The 23682-nt window shown below is 53.2% G+C and carries 18 protein-coding genes; 9 read left to right on the plus strand and 9 right to left on the minus strand.

Features of this window, described 5'->3' with window-relative positions:
- Positions 1–9: 9 nt before the first annotated feature.
- Positions 10–1278: an efflux RND transporter periplasmic adaptor subunit gene (locus HMPREF2711_RS02770; RefSeq protein ID WP_070615410.1), complete on the minus strand. Its 1269-nt coding sequence runs from the start codon at positions 1276–1278 to the stop codon at positions 10–12.
- A 234-nt stretch (positions 1279–1512) separates the two neighbouring features.
- On the opposite strand from HMPREF2711_RS02770, the gene HMPREF2711_RS02775 reads away from it, so the two are divergent.
- The gene (locus HMPREF2711_RS02775) at positions 1513–2148 is read left to right on the plus strand and encodes a multidrug efflux system transcriptional repressor MtrR (protein WP_070615413.1); all 636 of its coding nucleotides are present in this window, start codon (positions 1513–1515) and stop codon (positions 2146–2148) included.
- Between the two features lie 65 nt (positions 2149–2213).
- On the opposite strand, the gene ettA is transcribed toward HMPREF2711_RS02775, so the two are convergent.
- Positions 2214–3890 (minus strand): energy-dependent translational throttle protein EttA, encoded by a 1677-nt coding sequence (gene ettA / locus HMPREF2711_RS02780; RefSeq protein WP_070615416.1) that lies wholly within the window; start codon positions 3888–3890, stop codon positions 2214–2216.
- Between the two features lie 343 nt (positions 3891–4233).
- On the opposite strand from ettA, the gene HMPREF2711_RS02785 reads away from it, so the two are divergent.
- The 3 genes from HMPREF2711_RS02785 (at position 4234) to pgmB (ending at position 8599) form a co-directional block, all read left to right on the plus strand.
- Positions 4234–5586 carry an SLC45 family MFS transporter gene (locus HMPREF2711_RS02785; protein WP_036493892.1) on the plus strand — a complete coding sequence of 451 codons (1353 nt, stop codon included), beginning with the start codon at positions 4234–4236 and terminating at the stop codon, positions 5584–5586.
- A 76-nt stretch (positions 5587–5662) separates the two neighbouring features.
- Positions 5663–7921 (plus strand): glycoside hydrolase family 65 protein, encoded by a 2259-nt coding sequence (locus HMPREF2711_RS02790; protein WP_070615418.1) that lies wholly within the window; start codon positions 5663–5665, stop codon positions 7919–7921.
- A gap of 12 nt (positions 7922–7933) precedes the next feature.
- A complete protein-coding gene (gene pgmB, locus HMPREF2711_RS02795; protein WP_070615421.1) occupies positions 7934–8599 on the plus strand; it encodes a beta-phosphoglucomutase in 666 nt (221 codons plus the stop codon).
- Between the two features lie 161 nt (positions 8600–8760).
- Here pgmB and nadB read toward each other — a convergent pair whose 3' ends face one another.
- The gene (gene nadB / locus HMPREF2711_RS02800) at positions 8761–10269 is read right to left on the minus strand and encodes an L-aspartate oxidase (RefSeq protein WP_070615425.1); all 1509 of its coding nucleotides are present in this window, start codon (positions 10267–10269) and stop codon (positions 8761–8763) included.
- Between the two features lie 51 nt (positions 10270–10320).
- Positions 10321–11433, minus strand: coding sequence for a quinolinate synthase NadA (gene nadA / locus HMPREF2711_RS02805; protein ID WP_003747473.1), 1113 nt, complete (start codon positions 11431–11433; stop codon positions 10321–10323).
- 155 nt (positions 11434–11588) lie between these two features.
- Here nadA and HMPREF2711_RS02810 point away from each other — a divergent pair, with 155 nt between their 5' ends.
- Positions 11589–12527, plus strand: a complete 939-nt coding sequence (locus tag HMPREF2711_RS02810) for an NUDIX hydrolase (RefSeq protein ID WP_003747477.1) — start codon at positions 11589–11591, stop codon at positions 12525–12527.
- 229 nt (positions 12528–12756) lie between these two features.
- Entirely contained in the window at positions 12757–13638 is an 882-nt protein-coding gene (gene nadC, locus HMPREF2711_RS02815) for a carboxylating nicotinate-nucleotide diphosphorylase (RefSeq protein ID WP_070615427.1), read from the plus strand.
- A 64-nt stretch (positions 13639–13702) separates the two neighbouring features.
- Here the strand turns inward: nadC and murI are convergent, their stop codons facing one another.
- Both murI and HMPREF2711_RS02825 read right to left on the minus strand, forming a co-directional pair.
- Positions 13703–14512, minus strand: coding sequence for a glutamate racemase (murI, locus tag HMPREF2711_RS02820; protein ID WP_003747483.1), 810 nt, complete (start codon positions 14510–14512; stop codon positions 13703–13705).
- Positions 14513–14573: 61 nt separating this feature from the next.
- Complete coding sequence (locus HMPREF2711_RS02825) at positions 14574–15803, minus strand: multidrug effflux MFS transporter (protein WP_003747485.1); 1230 nt, start codon at positions 15801–15803, stop codon at positions 14574–14576.
- Between the two features lie 242 nt (positions 15804–16045).
- On the opposite strand from HMPREF2711_RS02825, the gene HMPREF2711_RS02830 reads away from it, so the two are divergent.
- Complete coding sequence (locus HMPREF2711_RS02830; protein ID WP_003747487.1) at positions 16046–17575, plus strand: helicase HerA-like domain-containing protein; 1530 nt, start codon at positions 16046–16048, stop codon at positions 17573–17575.
- Positions 17576–17641: 66 nt separating this feature from the next.
- Here HMPREF2711_RS02830 and HMPREF2711_RS02835 read toward each other — a convergent pair whose 3' ends face one another.
- From HMPREF2711_RS02835 to HMPREF2711_RS02845, 3 genes are all read right to left on the minus strand, one after another.
- Positions 17642–18997 (minus strand): PFL family protein, encoded by a 1356-nt coding sequence (locus tag HMPREF2711_RS02835; RefSeq protein WP_003747489.1) that lies wholly within the window; start codon positions 18995–18997, stop codon positions 17642–17644.
- A 15-nt stretch (positions 18998–19012) separates the two neighbouring features.
- Entirely contained in the window at positions 19013–19285 is a 273-nt protein-coding gene (locus HMPREF2711_RS02840; protein ID WP_003680574.1) for an ACT domain-containing protein, read from the minus strand.
- A 107-nt stretch (positions 19286–19392) separates the two neighbouring features.
- Complete coding sequence (locus HMPREF2711_RS02845; protein ID WP_003747491.1) at positions 19393–20532, minus strand: polyamine ABC transporter substrate-binding protein; 1140 nt, start codon at positions 20530–20532, stop codon at positions 19393–19395.
- 329 nt (positions 20533–20861) lie between these two features.
- Between HMPREF2711_RS02845 and HMPREF2711_RS02850 the strand changes: the two genes are divergently transcribed.
- Both HMPREF2711_RS02850 and parE read left to right on the plus strand, forming a co-directional pair.
- Positions 20862–21398, plus strand: a complete 537-nt coding sequence (locus tag HMPREF2711_RS02850; protein WP_003747493.1) for an RNA pyrophosphohydrolase — start codon at positions 20862–20864, stop codon at positions 21396–21398.
- Positions 21399–21466: 68 nt separating this feature from the next.
- Positions 21467–23452 (plus strand): DNA topoisomerase IV subunit B, encoded by a 1986-nt coding sequence (gene parE / locus HMPREF2711_RS02855; protein ID WP_003747496.1) that lies wholly within the window; start codon positions 21467–21469, stop codon positions 23450–23452.
- Positions 23453–23682 lie beyond the last annotated feature (230 nt).

Genomic DNA, 23682 nt, shown 5'->3' on the forward strand with positions numbered 1-23682 from the left:
ACGCGTTCCTTATTTGGCTTCAGAAGCAGCTTTAGCTTCAGGCTTGGCCTCGGATGCAGCCTGGCCGTCTGAAACTGCCGGTGTTGCTGCCGCAGCGTTTGCGGGCGGCGTCCATTCTTTCGGCGTTACCTGTTTAGCACCCGACATAGCGGCAATGCTGATGCCTTCAACAATCACTTTGTCGCCGTCTTTCAGGCCGTCTGTAATCACCCAATTGCTACCTTGCTGTTGGGCAATGGTCACGACACGCGCTTCCATTTCGCTCTTGTCATTCACCACCATCACCGTATCTTGCGAACCGCGGGTAACTGCTTGTTGCGGCACTACAAATGCATTATCTACTGCCACTTGCTCCATCAACACGCGCACATACAAGCCCGGCATCAAGATATTTCTGTCGTTAGGAATGGCGGCGCGCAAGGTAATTTGACCGGTCGTTTCGTTGACAGTCGGATCTGCAAACAGCAGACGGCCTTTTTCAGGGTAAACCGTACCGTCGTCAAATTTGATATCCACTGCAATCGCGCCGTTTGCCGCCAACAATTTGCCTTCGGCAACCTGTTGACGCAGTTTCATGACCTCACTCGCAGATTGGGTAACGTTGACATACATCGGATTGGTTTGTTGGATGGTGGCCAAAACAGTGGTATCGCCGGAATTCAGCAGCGTACCTTCAGAAACTTTAGATTGACCGATAAAGCCGGAAATCGGCGCAGTAATGCGGGAGCGGTTCAGGCTGATACCGGCAGATTTGATGGCTGCTTGAGCGGATTTGACGCCTGCCTCTGCTGAACGCTTGGCCGTTACGGCCGCATCATATTCTTGTTGGCTGATGGCATCGGCGGCAACCAGCGGTTTGTAGCGGGCCAGGTCGGCGTTCGCTTTGGCCAAAGTCGCTTGCGCACTTGCCAACTGGGCGCGTGCGCTTTCTAAGTTTGCTTCATAAGATGAGCTGTCGATTTGATATAAAGGCTGACCGGCTTTAACATAGCTGCCCTCTTGGAACAGGCGTTTTTGCAAAATACCGCCGACTTGGGCGCGGACTTCGGCAGTACGCAACGATTCCAGACGGCCCGGCAACTCGGTTGTCAATGCAACGGTTTCCGGATGCACAGTAACCACACGGACTTCAGGCGCAGGTTGTTTTTGCTGTTGCTGACTGCCTTGCGCCTGTTGACCGGCTGCTTTTTCATCGCCTTTGCCGCAAGCGGAAAGCGCCAACGCAGTAGCTGCTGCAATTGCCGCGACACGCATCATTTTAGAAGCATAAAGAGCCATAATTTTCCTATCTCTATGATAAATAAGGGTTTGACTAATTAAAAATTGATTACTTTAATCTCATATTTCACAAGCAGAAATTGCCTGCTTTTATAAAAAAACAGGCTGATTATTGATTATATAGTGTTGAGAAACACTATCAAGTATTGAATTGAATTATACATACATTCTTGCATGTTCAGAAGTAATTTTTTATAATCCGAACCATAAATTTACATTTCCTACAAAACAACTATGAGAAGAACCAAAACCGAAGCCTTAAAAACCAAAGAATATCTCATGCTTGCCGCATTGGATACGTTTTATCAGAAAGGCATTGCCCGCACCTCGCTCAACGAAATCGCCCAAGCCGCAGGCGTAACGCGCGGCGCGCTGTATTGGCATTTCAAAAACAAAGAAGATTTGTTTGACGCCTTGTTCCAACGGATTTGCGACGACATCGAAAGCTGCATGAAAGAAGACTCGAACAACAATAACGAACAGGCCTGGCCAAGCTTCCGACTGACCCTGACCCGTTTTTTTGAGCGACTGCAACACAACGAGCTTCACTATAAATTCCACAGCATTTTGTTTTTAAAATGCGAACACACCGAGCAAAACGAGGCAGTCATCGCCATCGCTAAAAAACACCAATCCATATGGCGTGAAAAAATCGTTGCGGTACTGACCGATGCGGTACAACAAAAAGCCCTGGCGGATAACTTAGACATCGACATGGCGGTCATCTTCATCAAGTCTTCACTAGACGGCTTGATTTGGCGTTGGCTCTCTTCCGAGCAAGGATTCGATTTGGCGCAAACCGCCCCCCGCATGATTGAAATCAACATTGATACTTTGGAAAACCATCCTCAATTAAGAAAACAATCATAAACATCAAAAATAAAAGGCCGTCTGAAACATTAAAAGTTTCAGACGGCCTTTTGGTTCAAATCTAATTAACGTGTTACCGGTTTGTAACGGATACGTTTCGGTTTCGCGCCCTCTTCGCCCAAACGGCGTTTTTTATCGGCTTCGTATTCCTGATAGTTGCCGTCGAAGAACACCCATTTTGAATCGCCTTCGCAAGCCACGATATGCGTGGCGATGCGGTCGAGGAACCAGCGGTCGTGCGAAATCACCATTACGCTGCCGGCAAATTCCAGCAATGCGTCTTCCAACGCGCGCAAGGTTTCCACGTCGAGGTCGTTGGATGGTTCGTCCAGCAGCAACACATTGCCGCCGCTCAACAAGGTTTTTGCCAAGTGCAAACGTCCGCGTTCGCCGCCGGAGAGCTGCCCTGCGATTTTGCTTTGGTCGCTGCCTTTGAAGTTGAAACGTCCCAAATATTGGCGGGCGGGAATTTCAAACTGCCCGACCTGCAAAATGTCGCGGCCTTCGGCGATGTTGTCGAACACGGTTTTGTCGTTTTGCAAACCTTCGCGGCTTTGGTCAATCAGGCTCATTTTCACGGTTTGGCCGATTTTCACTTCGCCGGAATCGGGCTGCTCTTTGCCCGAAATCATTTTGAACAGCGTCGATTTACCCGCGCCGTTCGGGCCGATGATGCCGACAATCGCGCCCGCAGGTACTTTGAAGCTCAAATCGTCAATCAGCACTTTATCGCCAAACGACTTGGAAACGTTCACAAATTCAATTACTTCATTGCCCAAACGCTCGGCGACGGGAATGAAGATTTCCTGAGTTTCATTGCGTTTTTGGTATTCGTAGTTGCTCATTTCTTCAAAACGCGCCAAACGCGCTTTGGACTTGGCTTGGCGGCCTTTGGCATTCTGGCGTACCCATTCCAATTCCTGCTTCATCGCTTTCACGCGCGCGGCTTCGGATTTCGCCTCGTTTTCCAAGCGTTTTTCTTTCTGTTCCAGCCAAGACGAATAATTGCCTTTCCAAGGAATACCGTGGCCGCGGTCAAGTTCCAAAATCCATTCGGCAGCATTATCGAGGAAGTAGCGGTCGTGCGTTACCGCAACGACTGTACCGGGGAAGCGCACCAAGAATTGCTCCAGCCATTCGACCGATTCCGCATCCAAGTGGTTGGTCGGCTCGTCCAGCAGCAGCATGTCAGGCTTGCTCAACAAGAGTTTGCACAAAGCGACGCGACGTTTTTCACCACCGGACAGATTGCCGATTTTGGCATCCCATTCCGGCAGACGCAGCGCATCGGCGGCGATTTCCAATTCATGTTCCGCACCGCCGCCCGTGGACGAACCTGCCGCAATAATCGCTTCCAAGCGGCCCTGCTCTTCCGCCAGCGCGTCAAAATCCGCATCGGGATTGGCGTACTCGGCATACACTTCTTCCAAACGTTTCTGCGCCGCAGCCACTTCGCCCAAACCGCTTTCCACTTCCTCGCGCACGGTTTTCTCAGGATCAAGCTCCGGTTCTTGAGGCAGGTAGCCGATTTTGATGCCGCCCATCGGCACGGCTTCACCCTCGAATTCCTTATCCACACCCGCCATAATCCGCAGCACGGTGGACTTACCCGCGCCGTTCAAACCGAGCAGGCCGATTTTCGCGCCGGGGAAGAAGGAAAGGGAAATATCTTTAATGATGGTTTTCTGCGGCGGCACAACCTTGCTCACGCGCAGCATAGAATAGACGTATTGTTGGGACATGGTTTTTTCTCGATTCGGTCAAACAAATTTCAGACGGCCCATTTTAACCGATTGCTCAAATACCTGCTTGTTCAAATGCCGTCTGAAAATAGAAATCGGCATCACAATATGCAGCAAAGCCGAACCAATGCTTTCATTCTCCAAAATTTTCAACACGAAACCGTAAAAAATTTGATTTAAGCCAGTTTATCTTTGAACAAACATTGCCAATATTCAATACGCTCCATAAAATGCGCCTATATCCTTGAAAGTACATAAACAAATAATAACGACAAAGAAACACCGCGCTAAAAACAATTTCAGATTTCCCAATACAAATACTTTTAAAATAAGGATTTGCCTCATGTCTGAACATACGCAAAAAACAACAAAACAAGGTTTGCCCTCACTGGCAAAAAGTACGATTTGGATGCTGAGCTTCGGCTATCTCGGCGTTCAGACGGCCTTTACCCTGCAAAGCTCGCAAATGAGCCGAATTTTTCAAACGCTAGGCGCTGACCCGCACAATTTAGGCTGGTTTTTCATCCTGCCGCCGCTGGCCGGTATGCTGGTTCAACCGATAGTGGGCTACTACTCAGACCGCACTTGGATGCCGCGCCTGGGTGGCCGCCGCCTGCCCTATCTGCTTTACGGCACGCTGATTGCGGTTATCGTGATGATTCTGATGCCGAACTCGGGCAGCTTCGGTTTTGGCTACGCTTCTTTGGCGGCTTTGTCGTTTGGCGCGCTGATGATTGCGCTGTTGGACGTGTCGTCGAATATGGCGATGCAACCGTTTAAGATGATGGTCGGCGACATGGTCAACGAGGAGCAGAAAAGCTACGCCTACGGGATTCAAAGTTTCTTAGCGAATACGGGCGCGGTTGTGGCGGCGATTCTGCCGTTTGTGTTCGCGTATATCGGTTTGGCGAACACGGCCGAAAAAGGCGTTGTGCCGCAGACCGTGGTCGTAGCATTCTATGTGGGCGCGGCGTTACTGATTATTACCAGTGCGTTCACCATCTTCAAAGTCAAAGAATACGATCCGGAAACCTACGCCCGCTATCACGGCATCGATGTCGCCGCGAATCAGGAAAAAGCCAACTGGTTCGAACTTTTGAAAACCGCGCCTAAAGCGTTTTGGACGGTTACTTTGGTACAATTCTTCTGCTGGTTTGCCTTCCAATATATGTGGACTTACTCGGCAGGCGCGATTGCGGAAAACGTTTGGCAGACAACTGATGCCTCTTCCGTAGGCTACCAAGAAGCAGGCAACTGGTACGGCGTTTTGGCGGCGGTACAATCCATTGCCGCCGTTATCTGCTCGTTTATTCTGGCAAAAGTACCGAATAAATACCATAAAGCCGGTTATTTCGGTTGCTTGGCTTTGGGTGCGCTCGGTTTCTTCTCCGTTTTCTTCATCAGCAATCAATACGCGCTGGTGTTGTCTTACACCTTAATCGGTATTGCGTGGGCCGGTATCATTACCTATCCTCTGACGATTGTGACCAATGCCCTCTCAGGCAAACACATGGGTACTTATTTGGGCCTGTTCAACGGCTCTATCTGTATGCCTCAAATCGTCGCTTCGCTGCTGAGTTTCGTCCTCTTCCCTATGCTGGGCAGCCATCAGGCAACCATGTTCTTGGTTGCCGGCGCAGTCTTGCTGATGGGGGCTTTCTCAGTATGCCTGATTAAAGAGACCCACGGCGAATAATCCGTTTCAACACCATCGGCAAAGGCCGTCTGAAACCTTTGCCGATCTGACAATTTTAATAACAGGAGCTTCATAAATGTACACGAGAATCATGGAAGTCAGCCCTTGGACACTGCGTTCGACAAAACTGGAAAAAGAGCACAAACGGCTGCAAGAGAGCCTGACCAGCTTGGGCAACGGCTATATGGGCATGCGCGGCAACTTTGAAGAAACCTATTCCGCCGACAGCCACTTGGGTACCTACATCGCCGGCGTGTGGTTCCCCGACAAAACCCGCGTCGGCTGGTGGAAAAACGGCTATCCTAAATATTTCGGCAAAGCCATCAATGCGCTCAATTTCAGCAAAGTCAAAATCTTTGTCGATGGTCAAGAAGTGGACTTAGCGAAAAACGACGTTGCCGACTTCTCCGTCGAACTCGATATGCAGCACGGCGTGTTGCGCCGCTCATTCACCGTATTCGGCGTGCGTTTCGATGTGTGCAAATTCCTGTCCGTCGCGCAAAAAGAGCTGGCTCTCATCCGCTGGGAAGCCGTATCTATTGACGGCAAAACCCACCAAGTCCGCATCGATTCCATCATCGACGCCGACGTGAAAAACGAAGACTCCAACTACGAAGAAAAATTCTGGCAGGTATTGGACAAAGGCGTTTCAGACGACCGCTCCTACATTGCCACCCAAACCGTCGCCAATCCTTTCGGCGTGGAACAATTCATCGTCAACGCCGAGCAAACTTTTGCCGGCAGCTTCAAAGCCCTCGGCGGCAGCCAAACCGACTGGCAAGTCTCCAATTCTTTTGAAGCCGAAGTCGGCGGCACGCCCGAAACCTTTGAAAAACGCGTGATTGTTACCACCAGCCGCGATTATCAAGGCTTGGAAGCGGTGAAAGCCGCAGGTCGCGCCTTGTCGGAAAAAGTCGCAGGCGTTGCGTTTGAAACCTTGCTGGAGGCGCACAAAGCAGGCTGGCTGCACCGTTGGGAAATCGCCGACGTGGTCATCGAAGGCAGCGACGAAGCGCAGCAGGGCATCCGCTTTAACCTGTTCCAACTGTTCTCCACCTACTACGGCGAAGATGCACGCCTGAACATCGGCCCCAAAGGATTTACCGGCGAAAAATACGGCGGCGCGACCTATTGGGATACCGAAGCCTATGCCGTGCCGCTCTACCTCGCACTGGCGGAACCCGAAGTTACCCGCAACCTGCTGCAATACCGCCGCAACCAACTGCCGCAGGCGCAACACAACGCGCGCGAACAGGGTTTGGCGGGCGCACTCTATCCGATGGTGACGTTTACGGGCATCGAGTGCCACAATGAATGGGAAATCACCTTCGAGGAAATCCACCGCAACGGCGCGATTCCTTACGCCATCTACAACTACACCAACTACACCGGCGACGAAAGCTATCTTGCCAAAGAAGGCTTGGAAGTTTTGGTCGAAGTGTCCCGCTTCTGGGCGGACCGCGTCCACTTTTCCAAACGCAACGGCAAATACATGATTCACGGCGTAACCGGCCCGAACGAATACGAAAACAACATCAACAACAACTGGTACACCAACACCCTCGCCGCATGGGTATTGGACTACACCCGCGAAGCTCTGGCGAAATATCCGCGCCCCGATTTGAACGTGAGTGCCGCCGAGTTGGAAAAATGGGCGGACATCAGCGCAAATATGTACCGTCCGCATGACAAAGAACTCGGCGTATTCGTGCAGCACGACGGCTTCCTCGACAAAGACATCCGCCCCGTGTCCGCGCTTTCGCCCGACGATTTGCCACTCAACCAGAAATGGTCGTGGGACAAAATCCTGCGTTCGCCCTTCATCAAACAGGCGGACGTCTTGCAAGGCATCTACTTCTTCGGCGACCGTTTCAACATGGACGAAAAACGCCGCAACTTCGACTTCTACGAACCGATGACCGTGCACGAAAGCTCGTTGTCGCCGTGTATCCACGCCATTCTCGCCGCCGAACTGGGCAAAGAAGAAAAAGCCGTGGAAATGTACCAGCGCACCGCCCGCCTGGACTTGGACAACTACAACAACGACACCGAAGACGGCCTGCACATCACCTCCATGACCGGCTCGTGGCTCGCCATCGTCCAAGGTTTCGCCCAAATGAAAACCTGGGGCGGCAAACTCAGCTTCGCACCGTTCCTGCCGAGCGCATGGACAGGCTACGCCTTCCACATCAACTACCGCGGCCGTCTGATTAAAGTTGCCGTCGGCAAAGAAAACGTCGTCTTCACCCTGCTCAAAGGCGAGCCGCTCGATTTGCAGGTGTACGGCAAAGACATCACACTCAACAGCAGCCACACCGTCGCGTTGGAAAAATAAGGAGGGCGAAAAATGACTTTTACCGCAGTCCTCTTTGACCTCGACGGCGTCATCACCGATACCGCCGAATACCACTACCGCGCATGGAAAAAGCTTGCCGAAGAACTGGGCATCAGCATCGACCGCAAGTTTAACGAGCAACTCAAAGGTGTGTCGCGCGACGATTCGCTCAAACGCATCCTCGCGCACGGCGGAAAAACCGTCAGCGAAGCCGAGTTCGCCGAACTGACCCGCCGCAAAAACGACAACTACGTCGAGATGATTCAGGCAGTCAAACCCGAAGACGTGTACCCTGGCATTTTGCCGCTGCTGGAAGCATTGAGGGCAAACGGCAAAAAAATCGCCCTCGCGTCCGCCAGTAAAAACGGTCCGTTCCTGCTCGAACGCATGGGGCTGACCCACTTCTTCGACGCCATTGCCGACCCTGCCGCCGTCGCGCATTCCAAACCCGCCCCCGACATCTTCCTCGCCGCCGCCGAGGGCGTGGGCGCGGACATCCGCCGCTGCATCGGCATCGAAGACGCAGCAGCCGGCGTCGCCGCCATCAAAGCCGCCGGCTCCTTGCCCATCGGCGTGGGCAAAGCTGAAGACTTGGGCAGCGACATCGCGCTGGTGTCCGGCACCTCAGAGCTGACCTACACCTACCTGCAAACCGTGTGGGAACAGTCGGGTAGATAAAATATTAAGGAAGTAAAAGGCCGTCTGAAAAACATTCCAGACGGCCTTTCTGCTTTTAAAACAGAGTGATAACCCAACTTACGCAACCATAAAGACTGAATACCAACTTTTCAACCATGCTATTCAAATTTATTTGAACGATTTTTACTGGCCAGCCAACCTTAACAATCACTATTAAAATGCGCGCCGATGTTTTGCCGTCTAGCGTATGCGGCTTGGGCGACGGCGAGGCTGCATTCGAGTAGGTTGCGGTTTTCGTATTCGGACGCGGTGTGCGGTTCGGTTTGGTTTTGCTTCCAAAGCTGCAGTTGGGCGATGGCGCGGCGTAGGTCAGTATCGTTGCGGAGGATGCCGAGATGGCGTTGGTTGAACGCTTGCAGGGTGGGGCGGCTGAATACGTTTTGGAGGCCGTCTGAAAAGATGTCTGTTTCGGCGGAGGGGCTTTCAGACGGCCTTTGGAATGGTTCGGTTTGGAACGCTTGTCCGTCCGCGATGGTTTGGGCGGCAAGCCTGGCGGTCACGACGCATTCGAGCAGGGAGTTGCTGGCGAGGCGGTTGGCTCCGTGCAGCCCTGTGCAGGCGGTTTCACCTAAGGCGTAGAGCTGCGGCAGGGAGGTTCTGCCGCCGGGGTCGGTTTGGATGCCGCCGCAGGTGTAGTGTTGCACTGGGCGGACGGGGATGGCTTGGTGCGTGATGTCCAAGCCGCATTGGAACAGGCAGTGCCGATGGATGGACGGGAAATGCTGACGGACGAACTCTGCGGGTTGATGGCTGATATCGAGCGAGACGAAGTCTTGCGTTTGCTTGGCGATTTCGGCGGCGATAGAGCGGGCAACGATGTCGCGCGGCGCGAGTTCGGCGCGGCGGTCGTAATGCGGCATAAACCGTTCGCCTGCTTGGTTGGTCAGGATGCCGCCTTCGCCGCGCACGGCTTCGGAAATCAGGAAGGTACGTCCGTTTTCAGACGGCCTTGCTAAACCTGTGGGGTGGAATTGGATAAATTCGAGGTTTTCGACTGCGCAGCCTGCGCGTATCGCCATGGCGATGGCGTCGCCCGTACATTCAGGTGGCGTGGTGGTGGCGGCGTAAATTTGTCCGAGGCCGCCGCCTGCGAGTACGGTATGGCAGGCGTGGATGCGGTAGGTTTCTTGCGTTCGGCAGTCGAGGACGGTCAGTCCGCACGCTGCGCCTGATTCGGTTTGGACGTCCAACGCCATCTGCCGCTCGCAAACGCGGATGTTCGGGCGGCGGCGTATTTGGGCAATCAGGCTCTGCATGACGGCTTCGCCCGTGTAGTCGGCGACGTGGGCGATTCGGCGGCAGGTATGCCCGCCTTCGCGCGTCAGGTGCAGGCCGTCATAATTTCGGTCGAACGCCACGCCCTGTGCCAGCAGCCATTCGATTGCCGGTTTGCCCTGCGACAGGATGGTGCGGACGGCGGCTTCGTCGCACAAACCCGCGCCCGCTTCCAAGGTGTCGGCAACGTGTTTTTCGATGTCGTCCTCTCCCGACCACGCCGCCGCAATCCCGCCTTGCGCATGACGGCTGGCGGTGTCGTCCAGCCGGTTCTTGCACAAAATGACGATGCGGAACGATTCAGGCAGCGACAGGGCGAGTGTCAGTGCCGCCAGCCCGTTTCCGGCAATCAATACGTCGCAATCGGTTTGCATGGTGTTGTCCTTGTTTGAGAGGTCGTCTGAAACGGCAATATGGACGGCAAATCAGGCGGGCCCCATGCCGTTGAACACATCTTTTTTCTTCAGTCCTGCCGCGAAGTCGAGCATACGTTGCAAAGGCAGTTTGGCGGCTTCGCCCAGCTTTCTGTCCAACAGGATTTCGTTGTGCCCGCTTGTCAGGGCGTGTTTGATGCCGCCCAGCGAATTCATTGCCATCCACGGGCAGAACGCGCAGCTTTTGCAGCTTCCGCCGTTGCCCGCCGTCGGGGCTGCGATAAATTCTTTGTCGGGCGCCTGCTTTTGCATTTCGTGCAGGATGCCCAAGTCAGTTGCCACGATGAATTTTTTTTCAGGGCGCGATACGGCGGCTTTGAGTAGTTTGCTGGTCGAGCCGACCACGTCGCCCAGTTCGATGACGCTTTGCGGCGATTCGGGATGAACCAGCACCACCGCGTCGGGGTGTTCCGCCTTCAACGCCGCCAATTCCTGCCCTTTGAATTCGTTATGGACGATGCACGAACCCTGCCACAGCAGCATATCCGCGCCCGTTTCGCGGCGGATGTAGTCGCCGAGGTGGCGGTCGGGTCCCCAAATCAACTTCTCGCCGCGCGATTTCAAATACGACACGATTTCCAACGCCACCGAAGACGTGACCACCCAGTCGGCACGCGCTTTCACGGCGGCGGAAGTGTTGGCGTACACCACCACCGTGCGGTCGGGGTGTTGGTCGCAAAACGCTGAAAACGCCTCTTCCGGGCAACCCAAATCCAAAGAACATTCTGCTTCCAAATCAGGCATCAGCACTGTTTTTTCAGGGCAGAGGATTTTCGCGCTCTCGCCCATGAAGCGCACACCCGCCACCACCAATGTATCGGCTTCGTGTTCCGCACCGAAACGCGCCATCTCCAGCGAATCGCCCACGCATCCGCCCGTTTCCAAAGCCAAATCCTGAATCAGCGGATCAACGTAATAATGCGCCACCAAGACCGCGTTTTTCTCCTTCAACAAAGCCTTGATTTCATCTTTCAGACGGCCTGCCGTCTCGCGGTCGGGCGTGTCGGCAACCTTAGCCCACGCCTGACGGATTTGGCAGGCAGAAGTCGGCGTCTGGATAAGGGGCATATCGTAATCGAACGAGCGGCGGGCGGCGGTTTGCATGATGTTTCCTTGTGGCTGTTTTTCAGACGGCATAAAGGTTTGCCGTCTATGTTTCAAATAGTTTTTATATTATGCTCAACTTGAGTATAATATGCAAGGTCGTCTGAAAACCGCTTTGGTTTACAATAAGGTTTTCTCTTGAATGAAAGCCACGCATGGATGCCTATCCTGAAACAGCAGCCAATACGCAAAGTATCGTCGAGCTGGTTCCTGTACTGATCGCCATTACAAACAGCAGCTTGAGGGTTTTGACCGTCGCCCAAGGAGCGCTGCTGCCCAACGGCCTGCTTGCACCGCTTCGCCACTCTCTGCAGGCAGGGGTCAGGATGTGGGTCGCCAAGCAGACATCTCAGCCCATGGGTTATGTAGAACAGCTTTACACCTTTGTCGATACGCGCCGTCAAAACGAGCAAGGCCTGCCTGTCTTGTACGTCAGCTATCTGGGGCTGGTGCGCGAGGCCGCCGACAGCATCCTGCACCCGGATGCGAAATGGCAGGACTGCTACGGCTATTTCCCGTGGGAAGATTTGCGCACCGACGGCGGGCAGCGCGACGCCATCGTCAGCCGCCTGCGCATTTGGGCAAACTCGGCGGACACGGAGGAAGTGCGCCAAAAGCGGCTCAAGCGCATTCATTTGTGTTGGGGGGTCGAGCCGGAAAACTGGTCGGAAGAATACGTTTTGCAACGCTATGAAATGCTGTATGAAAGCGGCCTGATAGCGGAAGCCGCCGAGCCGCAGGCAAACTTCGACTTCGCGCTCACGGGGCAGCCCATGTGCCACGACTACCGCCGCGTGTTGGCAACCGCCCTGTCCCGCCTGCGCGCCAAAATCAAATACCGCCCCGTGATTTTCGAACTGATGCCGCCCGAATTCACGCTGCTGCAACTACAAAACAGCGTCGAAGCCATCAGCGGCAGATTGCTGCACAAGCAAAACTTCCGCCGCCAGATTCAGCAGCAAAACCTCATCGAGCCGTCGGATACCGGCGTATCGGGCAGCAAAGGCCGTCCCGCGCAGCTTTACCGCTTCCGCGACGACGTCCTGCCCGACAGGTTGATTTCGGACATCGGACTGCCGCTGGGCAGCCGTTAGCCCGTTTTCAGACGGCCTATAGTGGATTAACAAAAATCAGGACAAGACGACGAAGCCGCAGACAGTACAGATAGTACGGAACCGATTCACTTGGTGCTTCAGCACCTTAGAGAATCGTTCTCTTTGAGCTAAGGCGAGGCAACGCCGTACTGGTTTAAATTTAATCCACTATAAAATGAAGTTTTACCCCATCGGTGCAACACCAATATTTTTCAACAAAGGAAACCCCATGCCGTCTGAAAACACCCTCTTCCCCCTGCCCGACACCCTGTTGCGCCCTATGATCGAACAAGCCTTGAGCGAAGATTTGGGCAGGCGCGGCGACATTACGTCCGCCGCCGTCATCGCACCCGACAAAACCGCCAAACTCTTCCTCGTCAGCCGCGAAGACGGTGTCATCGCCGGCATAGACTTGGCGCGCCTCGCCTTTCAGACGATAGATCCGTCCGTCCGCTTCCAAGCCGAAATCCAAGACGGACAAGCCGTCCGCGCAGGTCAGACGCTGGCCGCCGTCGAAGGCAACGCCCGCACCCTGCTCGCCGCCGAACGCACCGCGCTCAACTACCTTACGCACTTGAGCGGCATCGCCACCGCCACCGCGCGTGCCGTCGCCGAAGTCGCCGAATACGGTACAGACATCGTGTGCAGCCGCAAAACCATCCCCCTGCTGCGCGTCCTGCAAAAATACGCCGTTAGGGCGGGCGGCGGCGTAAACCACCGCATGGGCTTGGACGACGCCGTGCTCATCAAAGACAACCACCTCGCCTATTGCGGCAGTATCGCCCAAGCCGTGCAGCAGGCAAAACAGGCAGTCGGACCGTTGACCTGCGTGGAAATCGAAGTGGACACATTGGCACAACTGGACAAAGCCATCGCGGCGGGCGCGGAACGGATTTTGCTGGATAACATGGACGACGAAACCTTGAAAGAAGCCGCAAACCGCTGCCACACGCAAACCGCCCACCCCCACACCGTCTATTGCGAAGCATCGGGCGGCATCGGCTTCGACCGCCTGAAGCGCGTGGCGCAAACCGGCGTGAACGGCATCGCCCTCGGCTATCTGACCCACAGCAGCCGCTCGTTGGACATAGGTTTGGATTTCGTGGCTTAAGTTTGAGTTGGCTATAAAAAAGCAAAGGCCGTCTGAAATTTCAGACGGCCTTTAATATTACCCATCAACCCAATGTAACCATTTCGATCTGCTCCATACTTCTGCCCAAAAAGCGTTCGCCGATGGTGCGGAAGCGCAGTGGGATGTCGCTGACGTAGAAGCGGTAATCCGGATTGTCGTTTTCTGTATTCAGCAAACCTGCTTGCGCCAAGGCTTTGGCGGTGGCTTCGGCGGTAGTAATGGCGGAATCGACCAAGGTAACGTTTTGCGCTTCGCGGCCGATAAGCGGTTTGAGCAGTGGGAAGTGGGTACAACCCAACACCAGCGTGTCGATGTCGTCAGCCAAAAGCGGCTTGAGATATTCGCGCACGGTCAGGCGGGTAACTTCGTGATCAAGCCAGCCCTCTTCCACCAATGGCACAAGCAGGGGCGCGGCTTGCGTGCGCACCAGTGTGTCGTTGTTTTGCGAATGGATGGCGCGTGCGTAGGCGTTGCTGTTGACGGTGGTATTGGTCGCGATAATGCCGATTCGGTTGTTTTTGGTGGTTTGCAAAGCGGCTTCCGCACCGGCGGAGATGACGTCCAATACGGGCATATTGCCTGCTTTTTGGCGGATTTTTTGTCCGGCAACGGCGGCGATGGTGTTGCACGCGATGACGAGTGCTTTAACATCGTTTTCCAGCAGGAAATCGACAATCTGCATGGCGAAGGTTTCGATGGTGGCGCGGGATTTGGTGCCGTAGGGAACGCGTGCGGTATCGCCGAAATAGATGATGTTTTCCATCGGCAGGCGTTCCATCAAGGCGCGGACATTGGTCAAGCCGCCGACGCCGGAATCAAATACGCCGATGGGGCGTTGTTTGCTGGTACTCATGGTTAATTTCTTCAATATAAAGTCGAGGCCGTCTGAAACCGTTTTTCAGACGGCCTGAAGGTTAAACATATTCTTTTTTATCGTTTTCCATCCAAGCCTGATGCGAGCAAACCCACAACAGTACGATACCGCACACGGTCGAACTCAACATCATACCGGCCATTACCAAGGCAGAACCATTATGTAGCCAAGTCGTTGCCATACCGACCGATGCGCCGATAAGGGATTGGAACACGCCTAAAACCGCATTTGCGCTGCCGCCCTCTTCGCTAAAATAGCCCATAAAGCAGGCTTGAGTGTTCGCACCGACCAAGCCTTGCGTACCGACTGAAAACATCACGCACAACACCAAAGCCCACAAAGGCGGTAAAGACAGCAACAACACCAAAACCGCCATCAGTAGATTGGCGACGAATTGGACGATAATGCCCCATTTGAGGATGTTTTGCGGATGCGTACCGGTTTTCAAACGCCATGCGGTAACGCGGTTAAACGACATCATGGTAATGATATTGAGCGCAAATATCCAAGCATATTGGTTTGGCGAAGCATGATACAGTTGTTGGTACACGAACGACGATTCGGTCAAAAAGGCAAACATCGAACCGAAACTGAAAGCTTGGAAAAACAGATAGCCCATCGCGGCACGCGTCCTCAAAACGCGTTTAAACCTGCCGGCCACCACGCCGAACACGTCCATGCTGATTTTGCCTTTTTGGTGCGGCTTGGGCAGGAAATACCACATCAATCCCCAAAGCAGCAGCGAATAGCAGGCCAGAAAACCGAAAATCATGCGCCAGCCGCCCAAATTCTGCAAGCCCGCACCAATCATCGGCGCCATCAGCGGCACAATCATCAAAATAATGCCGATTAAGGCAAACATCTGTGCGGCTTTGCGTCCGGAATAATAATCGCGCACCATCGCGCCGGAAATCACCACGGTCATCCCCGCACCAAACGCCTGCACGGCACGCAAGTTCAGCAGCTGCTCGACATTATTCACCATCGTCAAACCGACAACGGCGGCAAAGTAAATGCTCAAGCCCACCAAGGCGACCGGTTTGCGGCCTTTAATATCCGAAATCGACCCACCAACTACCTGGCCAAACGCCACGCCAAACATAAAAAAGCTCAAGCTTTGCTCGATGCGGTGGATGTCCGAACCCAGCGACTTCGCCATTTCGGGAATCGCAGGCAGATAGGCATCGACAGAAAACGGCATCAGCGCGACCAACATCGCCATCAGCACGGCCATGGTTTTTTCGCCCAAAGGGGCTTGTTGTGCAGTCATTCCGATTTTCGCTTTCGTAACAAATATTCAAAAAACAAAGAAAACAACCGCCTTGTCAGACGGTTGCGTGTTGGATGGAATTATAGCAGATTTCAACCCTATCCAATCACTGCAAAAAAAACCTTTGCAAAACTTAAGGCCGTCTGAAACTTTGCTTGGTTGAATCCCCTCGCCGCAAACGTTAAAATGCTTGTTTTTTAAGACAACAAATTGTTTCACATCACGGATTCTAAGGAATAATCATGACTACATTTCAAATTGCGCGTGCCGACGGGAAAACGCTCGAAATCCAAGGCAAAATGGCCAACCGCCACGGCTTGATCGCCGGTGCGACCGGTACGGGTAAAACCGTGACCCTGCGCCGCATGGCGGAAGCCTTTAGCAGCGAAGGCGTCCCCGTATTCTTAGTCGATGTCAAAGGCGATTTGTCGGGCATCGCGCAAGCGGGTGCCGCCAGCGGCAAGGTGGGCGAACGCATTGCCGAGTTTGATTTAGGCGAACATTGGCTGCAAAATTTCCCCGTGCGTTTTTGGGATGTTTACGGCGAAACCGGTATTCCCGTACGCGTAACTGTTTCAGAAATGGGCCCTATGCTTTTGGCCCGCCTGATGAATCTGAACGACACGCAGGAAGGTCTGTTGAACCTCGTGTTCAAAGTCGCTGACGACAGAGGCTGGCACATTCTGGACTTGAAAGACCTGCGCAGCATGCTGAAACACGTTTCCGACCACGCTTCGGAATACCGCACGCAATACGGCAACGTCTCCGCCGCCAGTATCGGCGCGATTCAACGCCAACTGCTGACTTTGGAAAACGAAGGTGCAGAAAAATTCTTCGGCGAACCTTCCCTCAACCTGCAAGACTGGATGCAAACCGACAACGGTAAAGGCATCATCAACATCCTCAACTCCGAAAAACTGATGCGCTCACCGCGTATGTACAGCGCGTTTTTGCTGTGGATGTTGGCGGAGTTGTTTGAAACCCTGCCCGAAGTCGGCGATTTGGACAAACCGAAATTTGTGATGTTCTTCGACGAAGCGCATTTGATGTTCGACAACGCCGCCAATGCACTGGTCGAACAAATCGAACAAGTCGTGCGCCTGATCCGCTCCAAAGGCGTGGGCGTATATTTCGTCACCCAAAACCCGCTCGATTTGCCCGACACCATCCTAGGACAGCTCGGCAACCGCGTACAACACGCCCTGCGCGCCTTCACGCCGCGTGACCAAAAAGCGGTTAAGGCCGCTGCCGAAACCTTCCGCAGCAACCCAAACATCAAAGTTGCCGAAGCGATTGCCGAACTGGGCGTCGGCGAAGCCCTCGTTTCCTTCCTTGATGAAAAAGGTATGCCCGAACCGGTAGAGCGCGCCCTCGTCCTGCCGCCGCAATCTTCCTTGACCCCGCTTGCCGCAGAAGAGCGCAACCGTTTGTTCCAAAACGACGATTTGTATCCGACCTACAAAGACATGGTGGACAACTATTCCGCCTTTGAAGCCTTAGCCGAAGCAGACAGCCAAGCAGCCGCTGAAAAAGAAGCCGCAAATGCTGCCAAAGAGCAGGAAAAAGCACAAAAAGCCGCAGAAAAAGAAGCCGCAAATGCCGATCCAGGCATCCTCGGCGGACTGCTCGGCGGCTTGAGCGGCGGACGTAAAAAATCCGGCCAAGGGTTGGGCTACAACGTTGCCGACGCCATCGGCAGTCAAATCAACCGCCAAGTCACCAACGCCATTTCCCGCAGCGTAATGGGCATTATTAAAAATATGTTCAAATAATCAGCCTGCAAACATAAAAGGCCGTCTGAAAATCAATTTCAGACGGCCTTTTATTTATCAATCCAATCAATTCTTCATCGATTGAACCGGCGCAGGGATTCTGCCGCCTCGGTTGACGAACACTTCGCACGAACCTTCTTTAACCGGCATTACAGGCGCGTAGCCCAGCAGGCCGCCGAACTCGACACTGTCGCCGACGGTTTTACCGGTAACCGGAATAATGCGCACGGCAGTGGTTTTGCTGTTGATCATGCCGATAGCGGCTTCGTCGGCGATGATGCCGGAAATGGTATGAGTAGGCGTATCGCCGGGAACGGCAATCATATCCAAACCAACGGAGCAAACGGCGGTCATCGCTTCGAGTTTGTCCAACGTCAACACTCCGGCTTCGGCAGCGGCAATCATGCCTTCGTCTTCGGAAACAGGGATAAATGCGCCGCTCAAACCGCCGACCGCGCTGGAAGCCATCATGCCGCCTTTTTTCACGGCATCATTCAGCAAGGCCAAAGCCGCTGTTGTGCCGTGCGTACCGCAGACGCTCAAACCCATTTCCTCAAGAATGCGCGCCACCGAGTCGCCGACGGCAGGGGTTGGTGCCAATGATAAGTCGAGAATACCAAACGGGATATTCAACATTTTTGAGGCTTCGCGGCCGATGAGTTCGCCCACACGGGTAATTTTGAAAGCAGTTTTCTTCACTACTTCCGCAACTTCGGTCAATGTCGTTGCATCTGAATTTTCCAACGCAGCTTTTACGACACCCGGGCCGGATACGCCGACATTGATAATAGCATCCGCTTCGCCCGAACCGTGAAACGCACCCGCCATAAACGGGTTGTCTTCCACTGCATTGCAGAACACGACAATTTTGGCGCAGCCGAAACCTTCGGGCGTGATTTCGGCCGTGCGTTTGATGGTCTCGCCTGCCAGCTTGACCGCATCCATATTGATACCCGCACGCGTACTGCCGATATTGATGGAGCTGCACACGATATCGGTAGTCTTCATCGCTTCGGGAATGGAACGGATCAGCACCTCGTCCGAAGGCGACATGCCTTTTTGCACCAGCGCGGAAAAGCCGCCGATAAAGGACACGCCTATCGCTTTGGCAGCCTTATCCAAGGTTTGCGCCACGCTGACATAAGAATCAGCATGAGTGGCCGCGGCGATTTGGGCAATCGGCGTAACGGAAATGCGCTGATTCACAATCGGTACGCCGTATTTGGCAGACAGATATTTTGCCGTCGCCACCAAGTCTTTGCCGACAGTGGTAATTTTGTTGTAAATGTTTTGGTTCAACACATTGATATCGCTGCTGATGCAGTCGTGCAAATCAATGCCGATGGTAATGGTGCGGACATCAAAATTCTGGTCGGCCACCATTTTGACGGTTTCTAAAATCTCGCCGGATTGAATACTCATGGCTCTCCCTCCGACTTAAATACGGTGCATGGCTTGGAAAATTTCTTCGTTTTGCATGCGGATATCAAGCGCGAGTTTTTTGCTTTCTTCCGCAAACAAATCCAAAACTTCTTGACGCGATTTGGTGCATTTTGAAGTATCCACCAAAATAATCATGGTAAAAAAATCGTCCATCAGCTGTTGGCTGATGTTGAGAATATTGATTTGGTTTTCCGCTAAAATTTTGGAAACGTCGTACACAATGCCCACACGGTCTTTGCCGATGACGGTGATGACTGAATTGTTCATAACTCTGTTTCTCCTGATAGGATATTTGAAAAGTGTTGACAATTATAACACTCAGGCCGTCTGAAAAACTGTTTCAGACGGCCTGAGTATTCAAATTTCAATGTTCATTATCGCCCTGCTTTCAAAGCCTGCCACAGGCGAACGCTGAGCCTGCTTGCATCGGTTGACTTGGGAGAGACGATGAAACTTTTTTCCATCAATTTCTTACTTGGGAAAATCGATTCGTCAGAGGTGTATTTTTCATCCATCAAATCCCGCGCCGGACGGCTGGCCGGGGCATAAGTCACATAGTTGCCGTTTTTGGCCGCCGTTTCCGGATTGAGCGTGTGATTGATGTATTTGTGTGCATTGGCCACGTTTTGCGCATCACGCGGAATCATCAGCGAATCCACCCAAATACCGACGCCGTTTTTCGGTGTCAATACTTCGATTTCTACGCCGTTTCCGGCTTCTTTGGCACGGGTTTTGGCAATATTGAGGTCACCGCCATAGCCTACCGATACGCAAAGGTTGCCGGCCGCCATATCGTCGATATAGCCCGACGAGGTAAAGCGTTTGATGTCGGGACGCACTTTTTTCATCATATTGACGGCGGCTTTGATGTCCTCAGGGTTTTCGCTGTTCGGATCTTTGCCCAAATAATGCAAAGCCAAAGGAATCTGCTCGATGGCGCTGTCGAAATAGCTGATGCCGCAGGATTTCAGTTTTCGGGTGTATTCAGGGTTGAACACCAAATCCCATTCGTTTTCAGGCAGCTTGTCCGTACCCAAAGCCTTTTGAACCTGCTGCTTGTTAATCGCCAGCGTATTGATGCCCCAGAAATAAGGGACGGCATATTCGTTGCCCGGATCGACGGTTTCCATCATTTTCAACAAATCGGGATCGATATTGGCATAATCGGGAATTTGCGATTTGTCGATTTTTTGATATGCGCCGGCTTTAATCTGGCGGCCGACATTGGCAATAGACGGCGCAACCAGGTCATAACCCGACTTGCCGGTCAGCAGCTTGGCTTCCAGCGCTTCGTTGCTGTCGTAGTAATCGTAGCGGACGTTGATATGCGTTTTGTTTTCAAACGCAGACAGCGTGGCCGGATCGACATAATCCGACCAGTTGTAGATATTGAGTTTATCGGTTTGGGAAGAGGAAGTTTGAGATGCGGAAGATTCTGCGGCGGTTCCTTGTCCGCCGCTGCACGCAGTCAAGACGAGGCTCACGATTGCCGCCGCCATCAAAGATTTTTTCATGGTTTCAGACCTTTTGTTCGGGGGGTAAAAATATTGCAGCGGTGGCAGATGCCACTTACAAAAGGGAAACTGTGGGGGCGGCCGGCATGTGTCCTTTGCCCTTGATTCAGCAAGGTTCGCATTAAACGGCAAAAAGCTTTTGAATGCAAGACCTTAAAGCAGAAAAAATTCTCCCTTTTCAGACGGCCTGAAGCTATGGTTTTATTCATAAACAACATTTTTTTCAGAAACGGTTTCATGCCGTCTGGAAAAAACTGTGTGCTTATTCAGACGGCCTCAAGATTTGTCAAAACTGCCCAATTTGTGGGAAAATTGCACGATTGAATTTAATGAAGGGCGACCCCGTGTTAGACAGAGAAGGCTATCGCCCCAATGTCGGTATTATCCTGATTAACGAACGTAACGAAGTCTTTTGGGGCAAACGCGTACGCGAACATTCTTGGCAGTTTCCGCAAGGCGGCATCAAGCCGGGCGAAAGCCCTGAGACCGCCATGTACCGCGAGTTGTACGAAGAAGTCGGCCTGCTGCCGCAACATGTCAAAATTATCGGCCGCACGCGCGACTGGCTGCGCTATGACGTGCCCAGCCACTGGGTGCGCCGCGAATGGCGCGGTTCGTATCGCGGACAAAAACAGATTTGGTATCTTTTGCGTTTGGTCGGCCGCGACAGCGACGTCAACCTCCGCGCCTGCCATCATCCTGAATTCGACGGCTGGCGTTGGCATCAATACTGGGCGCCGGTTGACGAAGTCATCGACTTCAAGCGCGGCGTGTATTTGGGCGCATTGACCGAACTTTCCCGTTTCTTGCGCGGCATAGAAAGCTATGAAGAATTTATCCGTCGCAATCCAATAGAAAACCTATAACCCCAACGCTTTCAGGCCGTCTGAAAGCGTTGTTTTTCTTCCTTTCAGACGGCCTTTACATTATTCCTATGGCTAAAAACAATCAATACAGCGAATCCAGCATTACCGTCCTCAAAGGCTTGGAGCCGGTCAAAGAACGTCCCGGCATGTACACCCGTACCGACAGCCCGACCCATATCTGTCAGGAAGTGATTGATAACGCGGCGGACGAGGCGTTAGGCGGTTTCGCGACTGAAATTGACGTGCAAATTCATGAAGACGGTTCGCTTTCCGTGCGCGACAACGGCCGCGGTATTCCCATCGGTCTGCACCCTGAAGAAGGCGTACCCGTAGTCGAACTCGTGTTCACCCGTCTGCACGCAGGCGGCAAGTTCAATAAAAAAGACGGCGGCAGCGCGTATGCCTTTTCGGGCGGCCTGCACGGCGTCGGTGTATCCGTGACCAACGCCCTCTCCACCCGCCTTGAGGTAACGGTCAAACGCGAAGGCAAAATCCACCGCATCGTCTTTTCCGGTGGCGACGTCATCGAGCCTTTGACTGAAGTGGGCAAATGCGCCGTCAAAGACAGCGGCACCGAAGTGCGCGTATGGCCGGACGGCAAATATTTTGAAAGCCCGAATTACAGCATTCCCGAACTCGAGCGATTATTGCGCGCCAAAGCCGTGTTGCTGCCCGGTGTGCGCGTTTCCCTAACCCGTCCGGTCAAAGGCGAAGACGAAGCGCATACCCAAACTTGGCACTATCCAGACGGCTTGAAAAGCTATCTGACCGACCTCATTGCCGACGCGCAGGAAGCCGTGCCTATCTTTTCCTGTGAAAACTACATTTCAGACGGCCACAACGGCGATTTCAGCATCGGCGAAGGTGCAGCATTTGCCCTGACTTGGCTGGAAGAAGGTTCGTGTGCCAACGAAAGCTACGTCAACCTCATCCCCACCCCGTTGGGCGGCACGCACGAAGCAGGCTTGAAACAAGCCGTGTTCAACGCGGTCAACAACTTCATCAACCTGCACAACCTCTTGCCGCGCGGCGTAAAAGTGCAAAGCGACGATGTGTTCAGCAAAACTGCCTTCGTCCTCTCCGCCCGCGTCCTCGACCCGCAGTTCCAAGGTCAGACCAAAGACAAACTGACCAACCGCGACGCGTTGAAACTTGTTGCCGCCGTATCGGGCGACCCTTTGGAATTGTGGCTGAACCAAAACGTGGACTTCGGCAAAAAAATCGCCGAACTCGCCATCCGTCAGGCACAAGCGCGGATGCGTTCGGTTAAAAAGATTGAAAAGAAAAAAGGCAGCGGCGTCGCCGTCCTGCCCGGCAAACTGACCGACTGCGAAAGCGAAGACATTCGCGAAAACGAACTCTTCCTCGTCGAAGGCGATTCCGCCGGCGGCTCCGCCAAACTCGCCCGCGACAAAGCCACCCAAGCCATCCTGCCCCTGCGCGGCAAAGTGCTCAACAGCTTCGAAGTCCACCCCGACCAACTTTTCGGCAACGCCGAAATCCACGACATTTCCGTCGCCATCGGCGTCGATCCGCACGGCATCAACGACAATCCCGATTTAAGCGGCCTGCGTTACGGTAAAATCGCCATCCTGTCCGATGCCGACGTGGACGGCTCGCATATTCAAGTTTTGCTGTTGACCCTGTTCTACCGCCACTTCCCGAAACTGATTGCCGACGGACACATCTACGTCGCCCAGCCGCCGCTGTTCCGCGTCGATGTCAACGCACAAGGTAAGAGCAAACCCGCCCGCAAATTCTACGCCCTCGACCAAAACGAACTCGACAGCATTTTGGAGCGACTGCAAAAAGAAGGCGTTAAAGAAACCGCCTATTCCATCAGCCGTTTCAAAGGCTTGGGCGAGATGAACCCCGACCAGCTCAAAGACACCACCATGCACCCCGACACCCGCCGCCTGTTGCAGGTACAAATCCCCGAAGGCGCAGATGATGAAACACGCGACATCTTCGTCAAACTGATGGGCAAAGGCGAAGCCGCCGCCCGCCGCGCATGGATGGAAAAAGAAGGCGATACGGCAGAATTGGATATTTAATCCATTGTTTCAATAGACTAAAGGCCGTCTGAAACGTTAAAAGTTTCAGACGGCCTTTTTTAAAACATAAGAAAATTAAGATTAAACAGTATTTCAATTTCTATACACTGTGGTTATTTACCGGTTTCTATTTTCGCGGCTTAATTTTGCCTTTAACCTTTAATAAGACAAACAAAAAAGCACTGATATAATCAGTGCTTTTTAAATAATGGCGCGGCGGACGGGGCTCG

Origin of the sequence: Neisseria sp. HMSC070A01 (genome assembly GCF_001810165.1) — a bacterium.
GTDB lineage: Bacteria > Pseudomonadota > Gammaproteobacteria > Burkholderiales > Neisseriaceae > Neisseria.